This window comes from Legionella jordanis, assembly GCF_900637635.1.
GTDB classification, from domain to species: domain Bacteria; phylum Pseudomonadota; class Gammaproteobacteria; order Legionellales; family Legionellaceae; genus Tatlockia; species Tatlockia jordanis.
Window position 1 is genome coordinate 1,349,238 of record NZ_LR134383.1, and the last position, 25,067, is coordinate 1,374,304.

Genomic DNA, 25,067 nt, shown 5'->3' on the forward strand with positions numbered 1-25,067 from the left:
TGAGCTCTGTGGAAGAATGGCTTAACTAATTTGCTATTTATTTATTCACTGATCTATGTTAGTTATTAATTTAGTCAAATAATTTGACATATTTGATGCATGGAATGCGCATCATTCATAGGCTTGCAACTAAGGGAATAGACTATGTCAAGAAAAGACGTATTAAATGATCTATTAAGCCAAGATATTGTCCATCATCCTAATGTTCTCTTATTAAAAAAATTCCTGCTTTGCGTCCACCATGGCTGGTTTCGCATCAATGGACAGCCGCCCGATTCCAAATTCAGTTTGAGTGATTATTTACTGGATGATGAGCGTATCATTATTGATTTTACGAGAATGAGCGAAATCTCGCGTAAAAAATTCCTGCAGTGGTTTTTAGCTCCTCATCGGGAGCAGGCTTATACAGCTCTTCTTTCAGGAGTTACGACTAATAATTATCGTGGGTATACGGCAGAAGTCGGCTTAAGCTGGTGGGGACGTATAACAAATTTATTATTTTATCGCAGAAAATCCTATCACTGGCATTTGGCTCCATTAGAGCTCTCATTGAATTATCAGTTAACTGGCCTTGAGATTTGCGAAGACACTCATGGGTTATTGATAGGGTTTAATCAATTAGCTCCTGGTGAGACTGGAACAAAATACAGGGAACCTCAGGACAACCAAACGGAACCATTAAGGAACACGAAACGTGTTATTTTGACGGATGCTATGGTTGAACATTTGCTCACAACAGACATTCAAGCCCAGAATTTTAGTTCAATGGTCTCTAACCCTCATCCCTTTGCTGTGCGCGTCTTGTGCCAGAGTAAGCGTATGCAGGACATGCGCGAATATCGTCAAACCCAGCGACTGATCACGACGAAATCCTGGCTTCAACGCTTATTTGACAGACTCAAGGCCTGGTTTACAAAACCTTCAAATGAAATTGAAATGGAAGAGATTCTCGGCGGCAGTAAAGACTATCGTTTGTTATTTAAAGATCAGCAGGCCGAAATATATCGCCGCGAAACCAATGGTCAAATTCTTGTAATTGAAAAAAGACAGGATGTGGACAGCTTTGTCTTTTGCGGCGGTGGAGCTAAAATTTTTGCGCATGTAGGAGGAATCAAGGCTTTTGAAGAAGCTGGGATTAGCGCGGATAAATTTGCAGGAAGTTCGGCAGGAGCCATAATGGCTATTTTATGTTATATAGGCTGTTCTTCAGCTGAAATTCTTGAGTTTTTCCAGGGATTCAAAGAGGAAAATCTGATTCATTATGATATCGATAGTTCAGGACTTTCCGATGCTCGTGCATTGAAAGCGGCATTGGATTATATGATTGTTAAAAAAGTTAATGGAATTATTGATAAGTATTCCATTGATAAAACCGCAGAGGGCAGAAGGTTTTTAGCAGAGCATGTATTCCGGTTTGGCAAAATAACCTTTGAATCCTTGCATAAATTAAAGTGCAAATATCCCGATTGTGGTTTGGGTAAGGAGCTTATTGTAACTGCAACCCACGTTGAGCGCAGAGAAACACGTTATTTTTCATTTCCAACTACCCCATGGGCAGAAATTAGCGAGGCAGGAAAAACCTCAGCCAGTTTTCCAGTGATCTTTAAACCGACTCTACTTGATGGTAAACCCCATAAAGATGGTGGAATTTTAAATAATTTACCCACTGAAACATTTAAAGATGATCGGACAACCTTGTTGGAATCCGAGCACGGCAATTGTTTGAGAATGCTGGCATTTCAATTTGATCACGGTTACGAAAGAAGCTTGGTGGACCGGCTGGTTGAGCGAGTGTATCGGGAAAACTTCTTTTGGAACTGGATATATGGATTGTTAACGGGGGTTAAAGATCCTGTAAGCGGGTGGGAAAAAGACAGATTAAAATTGCTGCAGCATAGTAATCAAGTCGTATTGATTCCTGTAGGAAAAATTTCCTCCACTCAATTTAATCTGGATATGAGAGATCAAAATGAACTGGTCAAGAATGGTTATGAAGCAGCCAATCATTATATTCAAGCCAGATATGATAGAACAGAAGAAAAGGCTAAAAATGTAGAGCTTATGTTTTCCACGTTTTCTTCCCTGGAAGAGCTACTTTATTTTAGCTGTTATCGCGGGCATGCAGAGTGGTTTGAAAGAATTGCTCGTGAAGCCCAGCAAGAAGGAATGAGCGAGGAAAAAATAGTTGAACTGAGAAGAAATTATTTTACGCAAGCACAAAACAGGCATGAATCACCCACGGATCAAGACGATTTCACTTCTCATTTGTCTTCTGAAAGGACTGAAAAATGCTGGATATTCCGGAATATGCGATTATTCGAAGCGGTATATCCCATATTTCACCGTTTACCAAGCAATTTTGTTAATCATGCTAACGATGTAAAATTATTCAAACTAGCTCGCCATTTTCTTTCATTAAACCAACCCTTATTTGGTCTGCGTTACTTGAATGCCGTGAAAGGGCCAACGCATATACTCTTTCACATCTTTACCCAGTTCTTACAGAGTTCCCATTTGGCAAAGATAGAAGATATCGCTGAGAAATTTAAATTGCTTAATCGCGCCTTGCAGGTGAATGAGTATAAAATTAAAAGTGAAGTGTTTTGGGGAAATTGGAATTTATTACCCAGACAAGGTCTGAGAGTCATCAATCTCATTCTCAAGGAAAATTGGGAGGAGCTCCAGAATTTGTGTGCATCATTGAAGCAAGGTGAGGAACCTTTGGAAGTCTTCAGTGTACTTGATACGTCTATTGTAGAGGAAGAAGATGACATATACCTTGATAACCGGATCATCGAAGGGGATCGGTCGCGCCTTAGCATTTGAATTTGCAAAACATGGGCATGATTTAATTCTTACTGCCCGAAGCAGAGAGATACTTGAGCAATTGGCTTGCGATATTCGAACACAATATGGTGTTGCTGTCGAAATCATCCCTCTTGATCTGAATCAGAGCAAATCTCCATTTGAACTGATTAACATTATTGCGGGTAAAAAGTATGACATAGATTGTTTGGTCAATAATGCCGGTATTGGTTATTTGGGTGATTACAAAGACATGGATTCCCATCTATTACAACAGATGCTGCAATTGAATATTACTACGGTGTCGCAATTGACACGATACTTTGCCAAGCGGTTTGTGGACTGTAAACGAGGAAAGATCCTGCAACTGTCTTCTACAGCAGGCTTTCAGCCAGGACCTTATATGTCGGTATATTACGCTTCAAAGGCTTATGTAACTTCTTTTTCCGTCAGCCTTGCCTACGAATTGAAAGGAACAGGGGTTTCGCTGTCTATTTTATGCCCGGGTCCTACCCAAAGCCATTTCTTTAAGGAGGCTCACATGGAAGGCAGCTTTCTGGCTCGGGGGGTTTTGGGGCTTAGCTCCGCTGAAAAGGTAGCTGAAGTAGCTTATGAAAGCCTTCAAAAAAATAAATTATTCATTATACCTGGATTCATTAATAAATTACTCGCTTATTGCGCAACTATTGCTCCCCTCAGATTAAGCCGTCAAATCACAGCATTTTTACATAGAAAATAATTTCTCCTTAAATTTCAATGTAAAGAGACTCTGCTAAGAAATTCTTAATATTTAGGCATTATAATCTTTCTATATTTGCTCATCATTACAACTTACTGCGCAAAATGTGTTGCAGTTTGATTTATCGCGGAGTCCATTATGTCGAAGAAGCAATTGGTAAAGCAAGTACGAGGCGCCATTCTTGAACGAATCAAATCAGTACTGCTGCGAGAGTGGCTGATGGAAAAAAAAGCCGAGATACACAAACTGGCATTAGCAGAAGCTGAATCGAGAGAAAAAGAGGAAATAGCAAAACTCAAAAGGAGTAATCCTCAAGCTTTTGCAAAAAACGACGAAGAAGGTTTTTCGTGGGAGTTCGTGCAGATTCATGGCTACACGATTAAAAGATCTTATGCCAACTATATCCGGGTTGACCAGCCTGCCATTATACAAAGACTCGAAACGGAGTATAAACAGCAATTTAATAATGAGATCTGGGGCTCTTCGCAAGGAATTGAACAAAAGTTTTCTACCGCCATTGATGCTTTAAAACCTGAACAAGCCATTAATCAATTCTTCGATAGGCACCAGTGGATCAATAAAAGTCGCTTATATGAAAATTCAATTCCTTACCAATTCCTATATGAGTACATCAATAACCGTTTGTTAGCTAAATCCAAACCTAATTTGACTGCATGGGCTGCTGCTTCAGTAAAGCAGATAGAAGGTAAGAATTTTCAATGGGAGCAACAGCTATTTTCCCAGGAGTGGCTAACCCATTATATAGAGGGTTTTCCTCTTTCAAATGCCTTTTCCATGTACATGAGGGATCAACGTCTGGAGTATGTGAGCCAAGTATACCTAAACCTCTCAAACCAATTGTCAGGAAAGGAAAGATTAGATTACCCAATCAGTCGCGTAGATATTCTCCGTTATCTGCTAAATTTTAATTCCAATGCCATGCAGGCAAGACAGACCATTGAGGGAATCGCCACCACAACTAATGCTCCCTATCATATTGAAGAGTTGAAAATTTTAAAACCGTCACAATGGGATTCCTTAGACAATGTATTAGTCAATATAGGCTCCGAATCTCAGCCAGTTTGGATTTTATTGTCTAAAGCATCTAGGGGATGGACAGCTTATCTTCCTAAAGATATGAAAATTCCTGGGGCTACTGCTGACTATTTATCCAGCCAGTTTGCCTCTATTCCAGCCCTACAGCGAATGAACATTGAAACAGTGACTTGCATCAACAATATCAAACTGAATGATGTTAGTGATTTGAGTGATCTTACGCAGTGGCATGCCGTACTTTTAGGAAGAATTTTCCCTGCCTGTGCAGGTCCGCGGAAGAGATCTTTAGAGCAGTTCCGTGATAAAGTTCCGGTTCCAGTGTTGCATCAGCTGGTTTTAGAACAATGTATGCGTAACGTTAATGTGGGATATGAGTCTCTCGTAGACCGAGTTAAGGACGCAGCGAGAAATCGTAAACCTTTCAGCAAACTGACTTGGGCTGAGCTTAATCCACTGAAAGAAAAAAACCCTTTTTACCTGCTAGGTTCTAAGGATATTCTGCGCTTTAATGTTTCACATATTCTTGATGGATTCGACAACGGGCAATTATCTCTATCTGCGGATTTAAAAACCTTAAAAATCAATGAGAATTCCTACGAGCTTTCGGATTATTTAACTGAAGCTTTGGACTTGGTTTATCATTACTCGCTAAATCGCCTGGTTACTCCTGGCCTCAATTTAAGTTTCACCCAGGAGCTATTGTTTGACTACGACATCAATCTGAGGACTATAAGACCTCAAGGAAATTGGTTGATGCATCGACAAAGTTTTGGATTTGCCCTGCAATGCGCTGCCCGTAACCGATTCCTGGCTGAGGTTGAGCCTGAAGCATTGGCTAAGGCGGATAAAGAGCCAGCAAACCGTAAGAAATTGTGGAGTGCCACCGGGAACGCCCTTGTTGATTTCTTTAAAAACAATGGGGAAGCCATCAACATTGACTTCATTAAGCAAGCACAAGAATTCAACAGTTCGTGGCGATACTCCTATTGTGATCATGATGAAAGACGTGAACTTCCTTCAAAGACTTGGGCATTTGTGCAGTTTGCACAAATGGGCAAGCGCGGACTTGATGAATTATTTACTGTATTGAATGCTTACTCTGGAGATGTGGATGATAAAGAGCCATCTCCGAATTTGTCCTGCACATTCGATTTAAACGGTGGGCTTGCCGATGAGCCGCATGAGTATATTGCCTCTTTAACGGAAAAAATTAAAGCCTACCATCCCAAAGATGCAGGTTATGCCCCTTTATTCAAATCTTTATCGCTTATTTTACCCAGCAACTTGGATGACAAAACCTCACGTGCTTTGTTGGAGTTGATTGCAGCCCTGGATGCGCGCAAAAAACGTTTTCCGCAAGAATTGGCAGAAGTAAATCTGTACAATTTAAGAAATCCTGATGCGAAGAAACAAAGCCATCCGCTTATATTAAGTTTAACTGCTCAAGCGAAAAACCAAGATCTCCAAGTTCAAATTAATATCCCTGAGTGGAACCGGGAAGCCTATGCAGAGAAAGAAGCCAGGGACTTAAAAGCTTCTTATCGCAGCATGCAAAACGCAATCCTTAATAACCAACGCCGTGTGAATTATGAAAAATTAGTTGCCAATACAGCTAATATTTATGAAGCGGCAAGGGATTCTCTCAATCCTGAGCTTATTCTTGATAATAAGTTAGCCCAGGAACCGCAACTTTGGGAAGGTGAAGATGTTCTTTACCCATTAACGGCACAAACTCCCGGCATTCAACAACAGCTTCAGCAAGAAGTGGTTCAAGAGTTTCAAGTCGAAGAACAAGCCGAGCAAGAGCAGGAACAAGAACAGGAACAAGAGCAGGAAATTGTCCAGTTTTACGGGGATGAGCGCGAACTGATTACCCGGGATAATATTGATGAGCGCTGCAAACAGCTTTGGGAAGTTCTTAACGAAAATACTAAAATGCTCTCAGGATGGAAAAAGCAGGAGCTCAGACAATTATTTTCTCTATGGGTCGGTAGTGAGGTTGATGCATCACAAGTTATTGAAAAAATTCACCCCAATGCTGTGCAAAAGATTATGGAACATGCCCCGCAATTTCGAATGGGGGTAGCAAAAGACAATCTGCCACCCGGCTTTTATCTTCAGTATTCGGTTCAAAATCGAGGATTAATTCTCAATTTCGATGAAAGACGCGAGAAAAAAGATTTAAGGGCTTTAAAGCAAAAAACATTAAAAGAGCGAAATCCTTTTACTGTAGAATTATATGATCCTAAAAAGGCTGAAGAATTCCGAGGTGACTATCGCCAGTTTGATTGCCTTAGCCGAAACAAAGAAGCTCATCAAACTTTATGGCAATATCTGGCAACTGAGGACAAAGACAAACAACGCCTCATTAATGCTCAAAAATTCATTGGTAACCATATAGAAAATGATGCAGAAACCGCCTCTGTGATTATGCAGCATTTTGATGCGACAGGAAAATTCAGATCGCCTGAAGAGTACCAATCTTGCTTGCATTACTTGGATGTGTGGGCGGGAGGATTGAAAAACCAGCCTGCACCTAAATTAAGGGAGCTGTTTTTTAATGATGGCTCCAGTATCGTCTTTACAACCAGTAACCTCAAATCCTTTGGGCAGGTCTTTAATCATTCAGACATCACTAATCCAAATATTAATGGCAGTGAGCACTTTCTTTTTATTGCTGATCAGATGCTTGCCGCCTTTGGCCAAAAGCATTTTGAGATTTGGAAAAGGCGCTTTTTAGACGTTTCAGAAAATTGGTCAGAGTTTTTAGAAAAATCTGAAGTGGATGCTATGGCTTTGAGCATTGCTACTTTAAAGAATTTTCCAAAACATCAGGCTCTTTGGTGGAAGCTTGTTGATGCCCACGGCCGCGCGACGGGTCACATGCATTATGCGGATCTTTGGTATGCATTTCAAAAAGTACTTTCCTATGCCGAAAATAAGGATCTTATTCTTAATGAAGATAGCCTCACTGAGCTATTGGAGAACACTCCAGACTTTAATGGCAAGGTCTTTCTCGATCGTTTATACCGCGTCTTACGGGATACCAAAAATCAACTCGATAGTAAGCAAGTTCAGCAAAATATCTTAAATAATCTGCACAATATCGACTGGAAGCATAATGGATTTTATTATGCAACTCGCTACCAGCACTTCCCTTATTGGGACCAACAACTGTTGCTTTCCGATTTTACCCAGACAAGCCATAGAAGCGATCCTGGATACGCTGTCCGCTGGAACTACAAATTTGATTTAACTTCACCCCTTACCCATGCTTTGCGCTTTGCTTCGCAAAGAATGCAGTTAAGCCACAAAGATTTCGCAGCCTTAAAGAACATTCTTGGCGATGATATTTCAAAGGAAAATAGCTTAACTCTAAGGTTATTTATTGCTGGTTTGGCCATTGGGGTAGACAGCCTTGAATTTTATGAAGGCATGAAATCCCCTGCATTCGATGGCAATGAACTCAGTCTTTCAGAAGACTCCAAAAACCATTTCGCCCAATGGACAGTAGCATTTGCAAAACTGCCTGAGGACTTTCTTGTTTGGTTAAACCTGCAACTGTCGCTTGATGATGAGCTGATGCCTGGCACTTTCCAAATGCGCTTTGTCGATGTGCCTTTTTTCATTGAAGCAGCCCGCGAACGGAGGGTCGATTTAGCCATTCTCAAAAATCCTAATGGCTTGAAAATTGTCAATGCCGCTGGTCGTGCATTGCAATGTTTCGAGAAATTGGAAGATAAACAAGCCGTTTTTGCTAGATTACTTTCCTATACTGAACATTTTGATTTTGATGATTCATTGTTCAATAGTTATCCATGGCTCATTAAAGAAGTTGGTCCTGAATGGAGGGATCCTGTAGCAGAAGCGGTGCTCATTGCAGGGGGTATCGACAGGGTTAAGTCTCAAGAGGTGCTAAAACAGGTAAGTATATTCCAGCGACAGTTGCAATCCATCGACTTTGCGAATTCTAACTATTTACCGAACAGTGATGAATTGTTAGAGATAATGACTGACATTGCAAAATCCTCCACTCCAGAGGAAACAAGAAGGGCAGCAGTTTCTGGTTTACTGAAAAAACAATGTGCCATTACTTTCCAGGATGCTCCTTTCCGAGCTCTAGAACAAAAAGAGATGGAAGAGGCCCTTGCCTTTATGGACGAGCATTTAAAACCTGGATTCAAAAAGCAAAATTTGGAATTATGTCACAGTTTATTTAAACAACATGTGGCGGTTAAGGCTGGGGCAACAGTTGAACAACAAATTTCAAGGTTCCTGGCAACTCTGGCGCGCCTTGATAATAAAACTCATTTTGATGAATTAGGGCAAATCTTGGGTACCCTTATCTCCAACGGCAGTAAAAAGGGTCTAAAGCGATATTCCATTCATCAGCTTACAAGTTGGTTGCAGGTCTTCATCGATGAGAAAGTTCATGATCAACAACATTATCCAGTCAATTTATTGAGAGTTCTTCTGAATAATGAACTTGACAAAGACTCTAGTTTGTTGAGTGATGATTTGAATAAATTAAAAGAAAAAGATCCGTTATCACCCCAAGTACTAATCAAAAAACTGGTTGAAGAACCCTTGCCTAACCAGTACAAACCCGTCTTAGCCAAGCTGATTTTTGCAAATATTGACAATATTGCTTTTGTTAGAACGGCGCAAACCACATTGTCGCGATTGCATGAAGCCAAAGTAGGCAGTGAATGGATGAATGCTTTGCTCCGATTAATTGATGTAGCACAGGATTTTGCCCCAGTTCAGCAAAGTGCAATCATCAAGAGCTTGGCCCAAGAAGCTAAGGACGCATTAAACATAATTAGTCCTGAGGACAATATGCTGTCCCTGTGGCAGAGAACTCAGGTGAAGTTGATTGAGTTATTAGAGAATCGCGTCATCACAGCTCATATCTTTCAGCGTCATTTCCCATGTACAACCCCCAAAGAGGCTTACATCAAAATTATCCTGGCACAAGGGCTAACGGACTGGCAAAAAGAGCAGGGAATTTTGGTGAAGGTTCGCAACAAATTGGAGGGTTTATCCGAGCAAAATCTAAAAATTCTTGCAGAGTATTACGGTTCTGAGCCTTTCCCTTCGCTCACTAAGTTGGATGAATTATTGTCCATGCACCAAGCCGGGGACACCAAATCCCTCATTCATCAGTTCGAAACCGTAGAACAAGGGCTCAATGAAAAGGGTGAATCAAAACGACACTACAGCATTACTGAGGATGATCGAAAAGGTCTCATGCGAGTACTTGCTGGATTTAAGCGCAAGGGCGCACGTTATCTTGAGGATGCTGAGCAAAAAGAACTGATTAACCTGTTGTATTACACCAATAGTTACAGTCAAGCCGCTCGTTTGCATGCCTTGCCCGCAGATGTGTTAACCAAAACTTTGGATCAATCACTTGAGTCTCTAAGGAACGCAGGCGATGACACTGACAAACATCAAGCCTCCGCCCGGGTTCTTGCTTGCATGCGGGAAGTTCTACTTCGTAAATCAGGAAAATGGGCTAATCATACCCAAATGCTGGCTCTGTTATATGCGGCCTTGTATAACGATGAAAGTTTGCTGCACCAGGTACGAACTGGACAGGGTAAAAGCATCATCACGGTTATGCGGTCTGCCTATTTGGCTCTTAACGATTATGTTGTTGATGTCTTCAGTTCCAAGGATAGTTTATCAAAACGGGACCATGAGGAATTTGCTCCTGTATTGGATGCTATGGGGATACAACATGCTTACATCACTGAGAGTTCTCCGGCACGTAGCTATAAAACACGTTCTAGGGCTGGGGTAGGTGCTATTAACTACGCCACCATTGGCAATTTCAGTTTGTTCCATTCCGGACACATGTGGGATGGAAAAGATGCTATTGAACTTGATCCAAAACGTCGTGCAGCCTGGCTTGATGAAGCAGATTACATTCTGCGGTTTGAACAAACCCAGTTTAACTATTCGGACAATACGGACAGTGATCCAATCTACAACATGGATGAATGGGTTTACCGTGTTACTTACGATTGGTTTCTCGAAAATCGTCATACCTTCAAGAAAATTGATCAAACGGGTGTTTTGGCTGTGTCCCGCAAGGATCATTTGCAATCGCTGTGCAAGTACCTACAGGAACGACTTTCCCATAGCCCAAAGCAATCACATTTCTTCGAAAAATATATCATTCCTGCATTAAATGGGGATGAAAGCGCACTCAAAAAACGTGATCAACAGTTGAAGCTCCTGCTTACAGCAGCACAGGTTGCTTCTAATCTAACGGTAGATACAGATTTTTGCATCAGGCCTGATAATAAAATTGTTGTAGGCGGCTTAAATCTCGAAACGAGAGCAGCAAAAGTAGTAATTGGTAATCAGGTTCGATTGGGTTCCACCTACAGCGATTTGGTGCAGCAATTTTTGCATGTCCGACTAAACAAAGAAGCAGTCGCCAAAGGGCAAACACCCGACTTCTTCGTTGATCCCAATACTCAAATTGCTTTGTCGCAAAACGTGCCCTATTTGCTTAGAAAATATTACAGTAAACTGGAAGGTTGTACGGGTACGGCTGGAAATGCGGTCGCTCTTCGATTCTATAAAGAAGAATTCGGAATTGAGCACATTTCCAAATTGCCTTCACATGAAGTCATTCGTACCAAATACTTACCCATGATTTTCTGCGATTCAGAAGAGGAGCAAGTCGAAGCCCTTGCAGCCTGTATCATTGAGCACAAAGATCAGCCTCTCTTGCATGCTTGTAAAGATGACCCGGCAGTTAAGCGTTTGAGTAAAAAAATTGCGAAAGTTCTTGAAAGCAAAGATTATTCTCTTGAGCAATTTCAAACAGACACCAATGACAGTGGTAAACAAGAAAGTGAAATTCTGCCTGAAGCAGGAAAAGTTGGGGCAGTGACTAACAGCGCACGTTTGGGACGGGGTACGGATATTAAACCTAAATCTCCGAAAGGTCTGGGGGTAATGCGCAGTTATCCCGCTGATCCGGATGTTGAAAAACAAGAGCGTGGCCGTCAGGGTCGAAATGGTGCTGAAGGATTTTGCGTAGACATCATTAACTTCCAGGCCATTAAGAAAGAATACAATAGGTATATGCAATCAGCACATGCCTCTCGTCTTGAGGCCATTTGCCAAGAGCAAGCACTCCATCTTTCTCATAAATTGCAAAAACATAAGCATAATTTATCCAAAAAATGGTCGTGGCTTGAAGATAATAAAGAGCTACAAAATAAATACGTGACAACACGGGCGGTGGTACAGCTGAATCACGAACTTAAGCATGAACGTGAAAAATTCCTGCGCCGTAAAGAGTACTTGATTGCAACTTTATCTGGCGAAGTCATGGATGTGTTGCATAAGTCAATACGCGACAATGATCATCGTACCCACAATCGCTTGCGAACAGCCTGGCTTGAGCATCGTAAACAGATAGAAGATGCGTGGAATGGCAGACTTACAGGCAAGGCAGGGGACAGTGAAGAGGTTTATACCGAATTTTTCAAAAAAGCAGATGCCATATGGCAAAAACTGTGTGTTCTTTCCCCACAACTGGATAAATTCTGTTTGGTTACTTTGACAGAGAATACAGCTGATCTAAATCAAGGTTCCGCAGGGCTTCTTGCTCATTTAAAAGAGCAAACCAGGATATGGAAAGGAAAATTGGACAGCAGACAACTTAAAGCAGAGGATTTAACCACACTTGAAAAGTTGAAGAAGCAACTAAAACGATTGGCTTTAGAATGGCACCCTGACAAACTTGAATACTCAGATAAAAGCCCGATTGACAAAGAGCAAGTGGGCCCTGAGATTTTCAAGCAAATTGCGGAGCTTATGGAAGTCAGGGAAGATTGTGAACATGCCCTCAGTGGAAAGAGAGAAGAAAGCAGTCTCCCTGCAGAGAAGGGGATGCATGCACAAGCACATGTACATTCCACCCAGGATGTTTCTGGAATGGCCATAGTTCCATACGTTCCCGTGTATCGCCATATTTCTGGTAATCAAAAACAAGATATGGCTACAGTAGTTGAATTTTATCAGGAATGGATAAGGGAAGCAGAGAGTCATTACTTTAGTCTGTCCGCTGAACCTCACAGACAAGAAGAAGTGATTCAGGCGGTTTATGGTGAGAAGCAAATCTTTTTAGGCTTATTATACAAAGAACTTAAAATACAAAGCTGCCACCAGGGAAACAGAGCATTTAGTGCGGAAGTTCAGGACCGAAGAAGACAGAAATTGTTTTCATCCTTGACTGAATGCCTAAAGAAAAACCGTGGGGTATTTAACGTTTCTTGTGGAGCTCTAGCTCAGGTATTGCACGTTTACGGTAGTCATATCACTGAAAAACAAGATGCGGAATTCCTGGATGGATTGAACACGTTCTTCGCTCAGCATTGGCTGAATGACAAGCGTCCTTTGCAACTTGATGCCGAGACCATTGCTAAAAATAGCATTTTGTTCATGTTAACCATGAAGATTAATAATACGGCTTATGTCAGCGAACACGACGCTTCAAGAAAATTCATCAGAAATTTCAGTGAGGTAATCCGTAAAGAGTTTTGGGATGATTTTATTCAACTGCCCGAACTTGAGAAAATCCTTACTTCTAACTCCAAAGTCACTCGATTACTGATTGCTCATACCAACAGGAATGATTTAGGTTATTTGATTCAACTCATTCGTGAAAATCATAAGAGCGAGCCCTTAAACTCCGCAGAGGAAGTTGAACAAGCCAATCTAAGAGTTAAGAGATTGGTGAATTATCTGGAGGAGCATGCGGATACGCTGATGGAATTGCCTGGTCAGTTAAGACCATTGTTCGCAATTATCATGACGAATAATGGTTTTGATCCAGAGAGAGACTATCTACCTCAGCCAGATGTCTTAAGGAATATGTCTCCCGATTTGCGAAATAGATTCTGGCACTTTTTATCTCAACGGCTACCTCTTCAACAAGAGGATTGTGACACGCTGATTGATAATTTATCCAGCCAGGAAATGAGCAAATCTTTTGAAAAGCAAGTGCTTAAACCGCTATTTGCCTTGCCTTCATACATTCCTTTGGAATACGTCAACAGGCAAATTCGGTTTAAACCGGGGCGCTATGAATTTGATGATTGCCAAAAAGTGCTTGAGCAGGTCAATGAGGCAGCATTAGCCTTTACTCGTTTCCTGATGAGCCGAGGGGTTATTAAATCTGCAGACTTCTTTGCAAAACCAGAGAATCCTGGCCAGCATTTATATTGGACGAGATTATTCAGCACAATGTCAGCTGAAAAAGCGAAGGAATTTTTCCTGGCTGTCAAAGATTGTAATTTGACCGATGCTGATTTGTCTAAGCTGCTTGATGAATACAACAATGGCACAATTAATCATGGCCTGTTAACCAGCATTTTAGAGACCCTGCAAATTATTGAAAAAGTTAAGATGCAGGGCGACAAGTATGAATTTCTGTCCGATAAATACCTGCACTATGTTGACTCCCTTAAATTTGAAAAAATTGGAGGGCTTAAAGCTTTTGCTGTAATTATTGAAAAAGCAGCAAGTGATTTGCCTAAGGCCGCTATTAAAGTCTTGTGGAGTAGCTGGAAACAGGGAAATGATCGAGCTTTAATGAAGGAATCTCTTAAACTCATTAATGATCTTAGAGGTTTTGACAACCGCTATCCTACTATAAATTTGTTGGGACATTATTTGAAAACGCCTCAGCACATACGTAGTAATTCACAGTATCGTGATTTTCTGGATGTGATGAAGGAACAACAAGGATTACAGGAAAAAACGGTTGAAGCTTTGTATAAAGCTTATTTTAAAACGAAAACGATCAGGAACAAACAAGATCTTCAAAATGCGCTTTTCGTCGTTCATGAGGCTGATGTTGCTCTCAAGAGGGAAAACAAGTGGAATGCGTTTTTTGGCCATGCAAGAGGTACAAGACAGCCGCTTCGCCAAAAAATAATGCAGCTCCTGCATCATAATATCTTAAATCTCGGAGAACAGTTTGCTGAGAGGTGCTATCAAGAGTACCAACGGTTATCAACTAAGATTTTAACGAGTATTCCGGAGGAACTTGGGGATAACCTGGAAGGACGAAATTTACTGCAAAAATGTTTCAAGGACTTAATCTATTTCACCAGAGAGTTGGTTGAAGTGGCCAAGGCTCCATTTACCGAAGCAGTAGACCAAGTGGTAGGAATGGATGCGTCAGAGGTGAAAGCCAAGCATCAAGAGTTTTTTGAAAAACAACAGAAAAAATATGCAAGCTTCTGGTGGAAAAACTCTGTTCGAGAGCAGCAAGCTGCCAGATTATTTCACTCCTTGGAAGATCGGGGATTTGAAACGAAGGAAGAATATTATGATCACACTTTGAATACCATCTGGGAAACTCAAAAGAATATTTTAGAAAGGGACAAAGGGACTCAGCATAATAAAAAAGGTTACAGCCGACTTTATGACGTTACTGTGCAAATGTTTTTGCAAGTGGCCAAAGATCTTATTGAAGATAAAGAGGTTTCAGTGCAGTTGAAATCTCATTTAAATAGCATTTTAGAAGAACAAACCCGGTTCCATTTGCAAACATTATTTGAGCGTTTGCCTGACACAAACGTCTTGAAACAAGCCATGGTTCCAATCTGGGAGAGAGCTTCGGAAATGGATGATCCTTGGTTGCCAGGTTCAGTGGAGCTAAGCGAGATTGCAGCGATAATCAAAGAGCATAAAGCTAAGATTCCCAAACATTTAAAATATTTGGTCGCTAATTTAGATTGTTTGATCCAATTGCCGAAATCTGATGAATTTATTTCTTCAGTTTCAACGAGAATGGAATCTAACGTGGGCTGATTATTTATACAGGCTCGAAGTCTGGGATGTGAATTTCCAGACTTCGCAAGCTTGGATTAATTTGCCATAATTTCTGACCATCCAACTATTCATTTTTTTCATGTCAGAACAATTAAATAATTTTTATCTTGAACTCATGGGGATAGATGTCTTATTGCCCCGAGAGCAAGAAAATTCCAACTGTACATTAACCGATTTGGCTAAGGAAGTTGCTTCCTGTGTGCGCTGCAATTTAAGTGAAACACGCAGTCAAACGGTTTTTGCCCGCGGCAATCCTGAGGCCAAGCTTATGATTATAGGTGAAGCCCCGGGCTTTTATGAAGATAAACAGGGACAGCCTTTCGTTGGTAAAGCCGGTATGCTTTTAAACCAAATGCTTAAAAGCATTGGTTTAACTGAGAAGGACGTATACATTGCGAACGTTCTAAAATGTAGGCCACCCGAAAATCGTGATCCCAGACCAGAAGAAATTAACTCATGCAGTCCTTTTCTTTTAAAACAAATTGAACTGATTAACCCTCATCTATTGTTGGCTTTAGGCCGCTTTGCGGGACAATTTCTAATGAATCAAATGCTGCCGTTAAACCAATTACGTCAGAAAGTCCACAAATTTAAAACTATTCCATTTATAGTCAGTTATCACCCCGCTTATCTGCTTCGAAACCCACAAGACAAGAAAAAAGCTTACGTGGATATGCTGACAGTAAGGCAGATTTTAGAAACATGCTAAGAAAAAGCACAGGATTTAGCCTGATAGAGCTTGTATTTGTCATGCTTTTGATGAGCTTATTTTGTTTTATGGCTTTTCCGGTGTGGCATTCTCTTTTTAAGAAAAATCAATTGGAGGCCATTGAACATGAAATTACATTGGCCATAGAGCATGCGAAAAGATTAGCACTTTTACATGATCAACATTTAATTCTAAGGGGCATAGCGGATGATTGGTCTCAAGGAATGATTTTGTTTCCTGACACCAAAGATCACAAATATCACCAGGGAAGTAAAATACTACATAAGTGGCAATGGCATTATCCAGGTATGCAGATTAGTTGGAAGGGTTTCCAATCCAACTCTTATCTTCTTTTTGTTAATGATTTAAAAAAGGCAACCACCAGTGGGCATTTCAAACTCCTAACGCCTCAGTCTACTTCCATAAAACTTGTAGTAAATCGTTTTGGACGGGTCAGACGTGTTGTCTAGGGTAAGGAATACAAAGCTTTTGAATAAAACAGGTTATTAGTATTTCTGTTATCTCTCTGAAGAAATTTTGAGATTTGAAAATAGAATTGGGGAGGTATCCCCATATCAAGACAATATGGGGAAAATCGCTAATGGGGAACACTAAACAAAAACTTGCAGGTGCTCGCGCAGATTAATCGCACGAAGTACAGCCACATAACTCCAGGTCAAAGAAATGGCACCTTGTTGAATACCGGTTTCACGGTTGATTTGTTCACTCATCATTAAATGTGGAGCGTATTTCTTAATGAGTTTTAAATAGCCATCTCCTTCCTCAACATAGCTTTCAAATTTGACGCGATGCTCTTCCGTGTGCGGCAGCATGGAAGCCAAAGTATAGTAATATTCAGCCATTGTTGCTGTTAGAATGAACCAGGGATTGCCCAAACTGTCGTTTCGATAACCGTCATAAGTATCGCCGGGATATCGACCAAAAAGAACAGCTTGATGGTACTCATCATTAATTGGATAAAGTATTTTGAATTGTTGCTTTAATGCCTTGACTGTATTTTTAACGTATTTATTATCCGCTGCAAAAGGCATGTTATCTGTTTGGCCAAGCAGGACTCCAAGTACAACCGCGGAATCCAATTCCAAAGTTTTTTGAGGACCTGGATGCGGAACTAGAGTAGCCTGGATGATATTATTGTCTTTATCAATATGTTGCTCAAGACGCTTTTCAATGAGATTGGCTTGTAAGTCGTAATAAGCTGCTGCTGAATTGTCATGCAATTCTCTTGCTAATTTAGCTCCTTCAATTAAAGCTTTTCTTTGGACAATTTCGGTGAAAAAGTGTTCACCATAGACTTCTTCCCAAAGATCATAATTTTTATCTTGCCAATGGTGGGCAATGTATTCCAGATCTGTTTTGATGGCGCCCATACGATTTGCATCCAGATTATTGTCATACAGATGCTTTTGTACATAATCTTTTTCATTATTCTTGAGAAGAGTATGGGCAAATCGAATGAGTGTTAGGGCTCTTAATGCCGGACCATCATTTTGCGGCCGTCCCCAGGCGCCATCAAAGGCTCTGCCATCCATATAAAATTTGGGTTCACCGATGATATCCTGGCCTGGAAGAGTGTCTATCTGATGTTGTGCTTTCTCAACCCAGTTGACGTAATTTAAAAGGCGGGTTTTATCTTCACGGTTATTATTTTTCTCATACCAACCCTCAACCAGATTCATAGAAATGGCTGAGTCTCTTACCCAATCATAATAGTAATCAGGGTAGTATCGGGATGGTGAAGCTACAATGGCTCCAGTATCCGTCACATTAGCGAGAAAATTTTGCTCAAGAATTTTTATTTCTTTGGGACTGAAGACTGCCGCGACAGCTGTACTGATAAAAAATGAAAGCATTAACCCAAAAATCCGTTTCATTCCTTCTCCTAAAAACTGAAATTTAAAATCGACCCATATTACCGGAAAGAAATAAAGCATTCCACCAAATTAGAAAAATTAAATTAAAAGCAATGCATTCAGAAACTTAATGTAAAGTGCTCCATAAAAAAAGCGAATCTTAATTGAGTAGCAGGATTAATACTTGTGGTTTTACAACGGAATATTTAAAAGTTAAATTTTGTCTGGCAAGGCTAAGGCAGCAAAGCTTCCTTAATGGCTGCTTTTTCCTCCTCATCGTGCATAGTCAATGGAATAGTGGCTAATCCAAGTTTAGAGTAGATTGATTTTTGCTCATGGTTAAGCGCTTGTAGATGAGATTTAATCGTGGATAGGTCTGCCCGTTGAATGGGGCCAGTTAATGCTCGCTCGGGGGATAGGTTGTGCTCAAGATTTGAAACCGTTCCTTTCATAAGATTGCTAACGATTTGCACAGCAAGTTGTTCTTCCACCCCGGCTTCATGAAGACAGGATAAGGATTGCCTGGCCAGAGTAAGCAGGTAGTTGGAAGCAAAAACACCCGCTGCATGGTATAAGGCTTTTTTATCCTTTTCAATTTCAAACATCACAGAACCGATGGATCTAAACAAAGGAATGAGCACCGATAATGCTTCGTTATCCCCTTCGATGGCACAGTAGGTTCCTCTGTATTGAGTAATGTTTAAACCTGGGTTGGCGAAGCTTTTCATTGGGTGAATGCTCGCTAAAAAACATCCTTTCTTTTTTAATGGAAGTAACGTTTCAGAGCTTAAAAGACCACTGCAATGAAATATGATGCTACCTTGTTGCAGCTTCATGCTGGTGCTGAGTTCTTCTGCAATTGGAAAGATGGCTTCATCAGAGGCAGCTATTAGCGTGAGGTCAGAAGGAGGTAAATCCTTGATCGAAGAAGAGCAAAGGCCTTCGCCAATAAATGCAACCGCAGTTTGGGTGCTAGCAGGCGATTGATTGCAAATCGCCGAAATTCTTAGTGCCTTTTTGAGTAAGCACCCAATGACCTTACCCAATTTTCCTGCACCTATAATGTTTAGAGACAATGGACGCAAAATTCTGTCACCGACTTGAAAATAAGATGTTGCTGAACATAACAGCTCCATTACTGCAAGACAAGCTGGCCAAAATTTATTCTCTCATTAATATTGAAAAAAACAAAATACAAGTCCTAATTTTAGGAAAACCGATTTTGCCAGAAAGAATAGATAATTTACTCGCCCCTGAAGAGAGTTTCAGGGTTAAGGAAAATACGATAGCAAGTCCAAGATAATTAAATGCTTAGTGCGCTGAGTTTTCGCATTCATAAGAACTGGATGGGGAAACTCTACAAGCTAAGAATTAATTATCAATATTATAGGAGAAAATAATGAAAGATAAACATGAGCGCGTTTTCGCTTATCAATTAGCCAAGACGATTACTGATGAGGATTTGGAAAAAGTGGCTGGAGGTGTTACTTCTGGAATGACCTCTAGCATCACCATGGGACCAAGCGGGCAAACGGGCAATTATGACGCTCATCTTGATGTGCATTTTGATTGGTAAATTGGAATTAGAGCCTCGCTATTGAGGCTCTTACAAATGGCTTTAGGGATTGAAATTAAAGATGAAATTGTTAATTACCACAGAGGCTGATGATACTCACGCGCTATTCGTCAAATCGGCAATGGAACACCTCGGGCATGAAACGAGGCTCTTTTTTACAGCGGACCAGCCCACAAAACAGCGAAACTCTATTTTCATCAACCACAAGGATTTTCGGTGGAAAACAGCAGATGAACATGAAAGCATACAGGACAACCACTATGATGTAGTATGGTGGCGCCGTCCTAGAAAACCGTTTATCCCTAAGCAGAAAACGCATCCTGAAGATTATCAATTTGTAACGAAGGAGAATATCCTCTTTCATGAATCCATTGCGAATAATTTAGCGCCAGAGGCCTTTTGGATTAATTCAAAAGAATCCGCACTGCGTTCTAATTCGAAATTGCTGCAATTAAAACTTGCCGGGGAGTGCGGATTAATTACCCCAATGACCCTGTGCTCGAATGATTCGGCTGAAATCAGAAGCTTTGTTGCGAAAAACGAACAAACGGGTGTGATTTATAAGCCTCTGTGTTCTGCATTTTGGTTTGAAGAAAACCAAATGAAATTGGCTTACACCAGCAAGATCACTTTGAAGGATCTGCCAAATGATGAAGCTTTGCAATTGGTTCCTGGCATCTTTCAATTACAAATAGCCAAAAAATATGAATTGCGGATCACTTGTTTTGGTGATTATCTTCTCACGGCTCGGTTAAATTCCCAGGAACATAGCGATGGCCAAATAGATTGGCGAATCATTCCAGAAGGGCAAATGAGTATTGAACCTTACAATCTACCACCTACTGTTGAAAACAAGATAAAACAATTCATGCATAGAATGGGGCTGGTTTTTGGTTGTCTGGATTTTATTGTAACGCCAGAGGGTGACTACGTTTTCCTCGAAGTGAATGAGCAGGGGCAGTTTTTGTGGATTGAAGAATACAATTCCGATTTCAAGATGCTTGATACCTTTATTCAATTTCTATTGAATAAATCCAGCAAATTTCAATGGGAAAAAGATCAGGCTGTGCATACAATATCCTGCTATAAAAAGGAGGTCCGTGATTTATTAGATGAGAATTTAATGCGTCACGTTTATTTAAATTGTGCACAAGCGCAAATTGCATAAGGAAGTTAAAATGAGAGGGTTAAAAATTGCCTTGCCATTGTTTGCAATGGTTTCGTCTTTTAAAGTCGCTGCCCATAATCTGGATGTTTATGGCAGTAATCCAAAGGAAGCTGCTCATATTCTCAAACAATATTCTGCTGAATTAATTGAATTTGAAAATTTTTTTGACAAGATCACTCAGGATTTTATGAGAAATCGAGACATTACGAAGGATATTGAGGCGTTGCGCCCAAAAAAAGAAGCCTTGGTTGAGAAGATAAAAAAAGATGGCGATTATCTTTACGTTAATTTTGACACCATTTACTACGACGGGAACAAGCATTATACAACCATCGAGGTGATTAGGAAAAATCAACAAGAGAGAATGCGCTTCGTAAACTCTGAAGAGCATGTTCAGCGGCCGCCGCAAAAACAGGACTTAATTGCCAAAATGACTGAGTTTGAAAAACTTCAGATGAAGCTGTTTATGACCAATCAACTTCAGTCAAATGACTACATTTGCCCTGTTTATCACTGTCTGGGTGATTTTAAGCATCCCCAATTAGCACCTTATTTAAATGCGTTCAATGATGGTGTTGTAAAAGAGCGTACTCTTGTTCTAAATACAATGAATCATGACTCAAATCCAGAAAGAAGAACATCAGCAATTTTTTTACTTGGCCATCTCAACAATCCCAAGGAAATTATTGCTCTCTTGCTTCCTCAAGTAAATGATAAAAATGAATTTGTACGAAATGCAGCCATGCGTGTAATCGGCGCGACCATGGCAAAGGCAAACATAGAGCAGATTGATGTCATGCCGTTTATTAAGTTGCTGGACTCTCCTATGGACACAGATAGAAATAAATCTTTATTGATTTTATTGCAAGCAGCTAAATCTGAGCCTGCAAAAACAATTCTTGCTCAACAGGCAGGCCCGCAATTGCTGGCATTGCTTCAGTTGCTCCAGCCCAACAATCATTTACCCGCCTATGATATTTTAAAGAGGATTAGCGGGAAAGAGTTTGCCGAGTATGATGTAAATGCCTGGAAAAATTGGCTTAACTCTGTATCTCAGCGAGCCTAAATCGAAATTCCAAAAATAGCCGGCTGAGTCTAACAGGAAAGACAACTCAGTCGGGGATGCCAACCTAAGAGCCAACTCGCAATGGATAATCCGCAACTTTTCAGGCCTGAAGTCATGCGCAACAGGCTTCAACAAATGTTTGGGACGGTTTCTATTAATATCCCGCCTCGTTATTTTATTGTTAGTACGGGTTTCGCCTGTTTAGCTTGCTTAGTTATTCTGTTTTTTATTTTTGCCGAATTTTCTGAGAGATTCGTTGTGTCAGGTTATATCAACTCCAGCCAGGCTGCTGCTCAAGTATATCCTAGAACAAACGGCATCATTGTTAAAAGCTACCACAAACAGGGTGATCGCATTCAAAAAGGGGAGAAATTATTTTTAATTGATACTTCCTATTCGGGTTATGGACATGAAAAACAGGATGTTGGAGAGCAATTAAGACGAGGAAAACAGGTTCTGGAAAAAGAAATTGTTCATAAAAAGCAGCAGTTAAAGCAGTTTAAGCGTTTATTGTTTAAAAAATATATTTCTTTAATGGAGTACAACCAAAAACAAGATGAGTTGCGAGAGCTTGAAAATAAAAAAAATCTTGCTGAAGTAGAGCTCATTCGATATCGGCAGAGTCGAACCTATACAATTCGCTCACCCATCGACGGCACCATCTCCACTGTTTTATTCAAAACAGGCCAATACAGTAATGCATCTAAACCTTTGCTAAAAATTCTACCGGCTGATTCCTCGCTTGTAGCTGAACTGTATATTCCAGCCCGACAAGCTGGGTTTTTACAAAACAATAAAAAAGTAATTATTAGATACGATGCTTATCCATATGAACGTTTTGGTTCTTATTCCGCAACGGTTAAAACCATAAGCCAAAGTATCCTGACGGACGAGGAGGAAGAAAAACCAATACGGATTGGCGAGCCTTATTACAAAATTACTGCCAATTTGGACAGTCCAATGGTAGTCCTTTATGGCAGGAAAAAGCCCATTCAACACGGCATGACCCTTTCAGCTGTGATCGTTGGCTCCAAAAGAAAAGTATGGCAGTGGGTTTTAGATCCTTTATATAGTTTTTATGGGACTTTATTTCTATGAATTATGGACAGTTAGTACTCGAATTTAAGAAAAGCACCAGGCTTCCTGTGATTTTACAGGATGAAATTGCAGAATGCGGTCATGCCTGTGTCGCTATGATCTGTAATTTCTGGGGGCAGGATTTGGATTTGCATGCGGTCAGGCGGGTCAATAAACCCACACAGAAAGGGATTAATTTATTAGTGCTTAAAGATTTATTTCAGCAATTAGGTTTCACTAGCCGGGCTTTAAAAATTTCCCTGGAGGAATTAAAACAGCTAAAAACACCCGCAATTTTGCATTGGAATATGAATCATTTCGTAGTGCTTAAGCAGATTAAGAAAAACAGCATCATCATTCATGATCCTGCTCTAGGCCGGCGTGAATGCAAAATGTCTGAGGTCTCCAACTCATTTACTGGCATCGCATTGGAGATTGAAAAATCCCATGGCTTTACAGAGATAAAAGCAAAAAACAAGCTGAGTTTAGTTGATCTTCTCAAAACTGTCCGAGGAATAAATAAATTTGTCTGCTTACTTATCGTTCTCTCATTGTCGATTGAAATGCTAACCTTGTTTAATCCGCTTTTTTTGCAACATGTTACTGACAATGTACTTGGGGCGAGTAACCCCAACAACCTATACGCTCTTGCTGCAGGTTTTATTTTGCTCATTTTAATTCAGGTTTTTACCGAATACATTCGCGGGAATATGGTGATATATTTAACCAACCATTTAACCGAACAATTTTCAGCAAACCTGGTACAACATCTTTTAAAACTGCCGCTTAACTTTTTTCAAAACAGGCACAAAGGGGATATTCAAGCACGGGTTCAGTCCATTGATCATATCCAAAGAAAAATTAGCACTGATTTTGTCAATGCGGTATTAGATGGCTTCATGATCTTGATTAATTTGGCTGTAATGATGATTTATAGCCGTTTGCTTAGTTTTGTTGTGCTTGTTTCTTTAACATTTTATTTGTTAATCCGCATTATCTCTTATCGATTGTTAAGGCAATATACTGAAAGTTCGGTGATATTACATGCCAAAACTGCCTCCGTATTTCTGGAGACTTTGCAAGGGATTTTGCCAGTTAAATCGTTTCTTAAAGAGGGTGTCCGATTCAATACTTGGCGAAACAATTACATCAACTCATTGAATGCTGATATCAGAGTTTCAAGAATGCAGGTGGTGTATCAGGTTTTAAATCAACTGTTATTTCAAATTGAGCCCATTTTAATCATTTGCATCGGTGTTTCACTGGTGTTTGCCAATCAATTTTCAGTTGGTATGTTGATGGCTTTTTTATCTTACCGACTTATGCTGGTAAATAAGGCTTCCTCATTAATTCAAAATTTGACAGACTACAAGTTAATTTCAATTCAGCTCAATCGCCTTGGCGACATTATTTTTCAGGAACCTGAACTCATCCATACGGGTAAAGGAGCAATTGAGGAAGTAAAAGGCTCTCTAACTCTCAAGAATATTTCTTTTAAATATCACGCGAATGAAAAAGCAGTCTTAAATAATATCAATTTCGAAGTAAACGCAGGTGAAAAAATAGTGATTACTGGTCCATCTGGATGTGGAAAAACCACACTCCTAAAAGTAATGATGGGATTATTTGAGGTGAGTGAGGGTGAAATTTGCATCGATCAAGTACCAATTAAAGAGTTCGGGATTAAGAATTATCGAAATTTAACGGCCTCGGTAATGCAGGAAGATGTCTTATTAAGTGGCTCCATTTTGGAGAATATCTCATTTTTTGACGAAGGTGATGTGAGTATGGAGGATATTTATCATTCAGCAAAATTAGCCTGCATTCATGATACGATTATCCAGCTGCCCATGGGGTACGAAACTTTGATTGGTGAGCTGGGAGCCAGCTTGTCAGGAGGACAAAAACAGAGGATCTTACTGGCCAGAGCTCTGTATAAAAAACCTAAACTGCTGTTTCTGGATGAGGCAACTAGTCACCTGGATGTTGAGAATGAAAAAGCAATAAATAATGCCTTAAAGTCTCTGAACATGACCCAAATAGTAATAGCACATCGAAAAGAAACCATTAGTATGGCGGATAAAGTGATTCAGCTGCCTCTGATCAACTACCAAAATAATTGAACAAA

Annotated in this window: 13 protein-coding genes; 11 read left to right on the plus strand and 2 right to left on the minus strand. The window is 40.3% G+C overall.

Translation table 11 applies throughout. From position 1 onward, the window contains the following. The first annotated feature begins 144 nt into the window (after positions 1-144). From vpdC to EL203_RS06105, 5 genes are all read left to right on the plus strand, one after another. Positions 145-2,826 (plus strand): Dot/Icm T4SS effector VpdC, encoded by a 2,682-nt coding sequence (gene vpdC, locus EL203_RS06085; RefSeq protein ID WP_058470016.1) that lies wholly within the window; start codon positions 145-147, stop codon positions 2,824-2,826. Further along, positions 2,768-3,544 carry an SDR family NAD(P)-dependent oxidoreductase gene (locus EL203_RS06090; RefSeq protein ID WP_058470015.1) on the plus strand — a complete coding sequence of 259 codons (777 nt, stop codon included), beginning with the start codon at positions 2,768-2,770 and terminating at the stop codon, positions 3,542-3,544. The genes vpdC and EL203_RS06090 overlap by 59 nt, the downstream gene beginning before the upstream one ends. A 138-nt stretch (positions 3,545-3,682) precedes the next feature. Then, on the plus strand, positions 3,683-15,448 hold the full coding sequence (locus EL203_RS06095) for a J domain-containing protein (RefSeq protein ID WP_058470014.1): 11,766 nt from the start codon (positions 3,683-3,685) through the stop codon (positions 15,446-15,448). Positions 15,449-15,548: 100 nt separating this feature from the next. Continuing rightward, positions 15,549-16,178 carry a uracil-DNA glycosylase gene (locus tag EL203_RS06100; protein WP_058470013.1) on the plus strand — a complete coding sequence of 210 codons (630 nt, stop codon included), beginning with the start codon at positions 15,549-15,551 and terminating at the stop codon, positions 16,176-16,178. After that, positions 16,172-16,648 (plus strand): pilus assembly FimT family protein, encoded by a 477-nt coding sequence (locus tag EL203_RS06105; RefSeq protein WP_058470012.1) that lies wholly within the window; start codon positions 16,172-16,174, stop codon positions 16,646-16,648. Before EL203_RS06100 ends, EL203_RS06105 begins: the two co-directional genes overlap by 7 nt. A gap of 141 nt (positions 16,649-16,789) precedes the next feature. Here the strand turns inward: EL203_RS06105 and EL203_RS06110 are convergent, their stop codons facing one another. Then, positions 16,790-18,073 carry a glycoside hydrolase family 15 protein gene (locus EL203_RS06110; RefSeq protein ID WP_058470011.1) on the minus strand — a complete coding sequence of 428 codons (1,284 nt, stop codon included), beginning with the start codon at positions 18,071-18,073 and terminating at the stop codon, positions 16,790-16,792. 212 nt (positions 18,074-18,285) lie between these two features. Then, positions 18,286-19,098, minus strand: a complete 813-nt coding sequence (locus tag EL203_RS06115; protein ID WP_165481227.1) for a Rossmann-like and DUF2520 domain-containing protein — start codon at positions 19,096-19,098, stop codon at positions 18,286-18,288. A gap of 65 nt (positions 19,099-19,163) precedes the next feature. On the opposite strand from EL203_RS06115, the gene EL203_RS14350 reads away from it, so the two are divergent. The 6 genes from EL203_RS14350 to EL203_RS06135 all read left to right on the plus strand — a co-directional run bounded on the left by EL203_RS14350 (position 19,164) and on the right by EL203_RS06135 (position 25,062). After that, on the plus strand, positions 19,164-19,355 hold the full coding sequence (locus tag EL203_RS14350) for a hypothetical protein (protein ID WP_064108415.1): 192 nt from the start codon (positions 19,164-19,166) through the stop codon (positions 19,353-19,355). Between the two features lie 96 nt (positions 19,356-19,451). After that, on the plus strand, positions 19,452-19,628 hold the full coding sequence (locus EL203_RS14355) for a hypothetical protein (RefSeq protein WP_156413810.1): 177 nt from the start codon (positions 19,452-19,454) through the stop codon (positions 19,626-19,628). Between the two features lie 61 nt (positions 19,629-19,689). Beyond that, positions 19,690-20,796 carry a hypothetical protein gene (locus EL203_RS06120; protein ID WP_058470009.1) on the plus strand — a complete coding sequence of 369 codons (1,107 nt, stop codon included), beginning with the start codon at positions 19,690-19,692 and terminating at the stop codon, positions 20,794-20,796. A gap of 10 nt (positions 20,797-20,806) precedes the next feature. Further along, positions 20,807-21,862, plus strand: coding sequence for a HEAT repeat domain-containing protein (locus EL203_RS06125; RefSeq protein ID WP_058470008.1), 1,056 nt, complete (start codon positions 20,807-20,809; stop codon positions 21,860-21,862). An 81-nt stretch (positions 21,863-21,943) separates the two neighbouring features. Next, on the plus strand, positions 21,944-22,960 hold the full coding sequence (locus EL203_RS06130) for an HlyD family secretion protein (protein WP_058470007.1): 1,017 nt from the start codon (positions 21,944-21,946) through the stop codon (positions 22,958-22,960). Next, entirely contained in the window at positions 22,957-25,062 is a 2,106-nt protein-coding gene (locus tag EL203_RS06135) for a peptidase domain-containing ABC transporter (RefSeq protein ID WP_058470006.1), read from the plus strand. Before EL203_RS06130 ends, EL203_RS06135 begins: the two co-directional genes overlap by 4 nt. Positions 25,063-25,067: the final 5 nt, after the last annotated feature.

Excerpts from the sequence above, each read along its gene's own strand:
- vpdC (WP_058470016.1), top strand. The coding sequence starts at position 145 with ATGTCAAGAAAAGACGTATTAAATGATCTATTAAGCCAAGATATTGTC.
- EL203_RS06090 (WP_058470015.1), top strand. The coding sequence starts at position 2,768 with ATGACATATACCTTGATAACCGGATCATCGAAGGGGATCGGTCGCGCC.
- EL203_RS06095 (WP_058470014.1), top strand. The coding sequence starts at position 3,683 with ATGTCGAAGAAGCAATTGGTAAAGCAAGTACGAGGCGCCATTCTTGAA.
- EL203_RS06100 (WP_058470013.1), top strand. The coding sequence starts at position 15,549 with ATGTCAGAACAATTAAATAATTTTTATCTTGAACTCATGGGGATAGAT.
- EL203_RS06105 (WP_058470012.1), top strand. The coding sequence starts at position 16,172 with ATGCTAAGAAAAAGCACAGGATTTAGCCTGATAGAGCTTGTATTTGTC.
- EL203_RS06110 (WP_058470011.1), bottom strand. The coding sequence starts at position 18,073 with ATGAAACGGATTTTTGGGTTAATGCTTTCATTTTTTATCAGTACAGCT.
- EL203_RS14350 (WP_064108415.1), top strand. The coding sequence starts at position 19,164 with ATGTTGCTGAACATAACAGCTCCATTACTGCAAGACAAGCTGGCCAAA.
- EL203_RS14355 (WP_156413810.1), top strand. The coding sequence starts at position 19,452 with ATGAAAGATAAACATGAGCGCGTTTTCGCTTATCAATTAGCCAAGACG.
- EL203_RS06120 (WP_058470009.1), top strand. The coding sequence starts at position 19,690 with ATGAAATTGTTAATTACCACAGAGGCTGATGATACTCACGCGCTATTC.
- EL203_RS06125 (WP_058470008.1), top strand. The coding sequence starts at position 20,807 with ATGAGAGGGTTAAAAATTGCCTTGCCATTGTTTGCAATGGTTTCGTCT.
- EL203_RS06130 (WP_058470007.1), top strand. The coding sequence starts at position 21,944 with ATGGATAATCCGCAACTTTTCAGGCCTGAAGTCATGCGCAACAGGCTT.
- EL203_RS06135 (WP_058470006.1), top strand. The coding sequence starts at position 22,957 with ATGAATTATGGACAGTTAGTACTCGAATTTAAGAAAAGCACCAGGCTT.